At 65.0% G+C, this 1373-nt stretch carries 1 protein-coding gene and 1 pseudogene; both read right to left on the reverse strand.

The annotated features are described in order from the left end of the window. Positions 1-362 (reverse strand): annotated as a pseudogene (locus EN932_RS36170) (sugar isomerase); the annotation flags it as partial. Positions 363-386: 24 nt separating this feature from the next. Further along, the gene (locus EN932_RS36175; protein WP_245483402.1) at positions 387-1286 is read right to left on the reverse strand and encodes a BadF/BadG/BcrA/BcrD ATPase family protein; all 900 of its coding nucleotides are present in this window, start codon (positions 1284-1286) and stop codon (positions 387-389) included. Between the last annotated feature and the right edge of the window lie 87 nt (positions 1287-1373).

Genomic DNA, 1373 nt, shown 5'->3' on the forward strand with positions numbered 1-1373 from the left:
GGATTGTCGCTGCCGCGGCAGACCGCCAGACGCGGCGCGCCCGACGCCTCGCGCATGACGTCGTAGATTTCGCGGCTCTGCCCGGAGGCCGACAGCGCGATGAACGCATCGGCGGCTGCATCCGTCCGGCCATAGAGATCGGTCGGCGTATAGGCAAAAGCCTTGATACCGGAGGCGCGCAGATAAAGCGCACCGGCCAGCGCCGCCTGATAGCTGGCGCCTATGCCGGCAAGCCCGATCGTCTTGCCGGCAAAAGCGCCGAGATCGAGGTCGTCAAGCGACGAGGCCACCGAACGCCGGCCGATTTCGAGACTTTCCGTCTGGCGCGCCACCGCCGGGCGATAGCCGATACGCTTCATCATTCAAACCGCTCCAATTCCCGAAGATTAGCCCTGGCCGATCAGCAGTCGTCTCGCCAAGGCGACCGCACCCAGCACCGGCGGCTCGCGCAGCAGCAGCACCTGGCTCGACGGCGAGACCTTTGCCATGGCCTCGACGAATGCCGTCATCAACATCGGCTGCTCCGAGATGACCCCGCCGCCAGCCACGACAAGGGCGGGATTGGCGCCGCGTTCGATCAAGAGTTCGACCAATGCGGCCAACCCTGTCCCGCCTTCGCTGATAACACGGATAGCCAGAGCCGAGCCGGCGATCGCCGCGTCGAATACGGCATTGGCATAGCGGCCCCAGACCGCGGCACCACGCGTTTCGTTGAGCAGGATGCCAAGCTTGGTCTGGTCGTCTGTACCCAGTTCGCGCATCAGCCCGGCAATCAGCGGGTCACCATCCTGGCCCCGGTCGAGGCTGTGCCGGATTGCTTTCGCCGCCTCGCGCACCAATGCCGGCGCGCTGCCCTCGTCGCCAAGGATCCAGCCCCAGCCACCGGCTGCCAGCATCTTGCCATCGGCCGTGCGTGCCACCGCGATCGAGCCTGTGCCGGAGACGACGCCGATGCCGTCGATGTAGCCAGCGGCAGGAACCATCAGCTCGGCATCGTTGACCACCTGCACCGCACCACCGGTCCTGCTTGCCAGCAGAGCCTGGAAGCGAAGGCATTGTTCACCCGTGTCGCAGCCATGCGCGCCAACGGCCAGCACAGCGGGCGCGACCCCGCCGCACAATCCCGCGACGATCCCAGCCAGTGTCTCGGCATCAGTCTCCATCTGGCGAATGCGCCACCTCTCCGTCACCAGCACCTCGTCGGCGATGCGCTCGCCCTGGCACGCCATGATGCGCGTCTTGGTGCCGCCTATATCCACGCCTGCAATGATTTTCTGGGTCACCATATCCACCGCGCAAGCCGGGCTGCCGCGTCCAATCCACATTAGTTAGGAAACTTTACAAACTATCTTTCCAGACGGCAAGAACTATGA

Source organism: Mesorhizobium sp. M7A.F.Ca.US.002.01.1.1, from assembly GCF_004022955.1.
Taxonomy (GTDB): Bacteria; Pseudomonadota; Alphaproteobacteria; order Rhizobiales; family Rhizobiaceae; genus Mesorhizobium; species Mesorhizobium ciceri.

Coding starts and splice junctions, on each gene's coding strand:
- EN932_RS36175 (WP_245483402.1), bottom strand. CDS start 1,286: ATGGTGACCCAGAAAATCATTGCAGGCGTGGATATAGGCGGCACCAAG.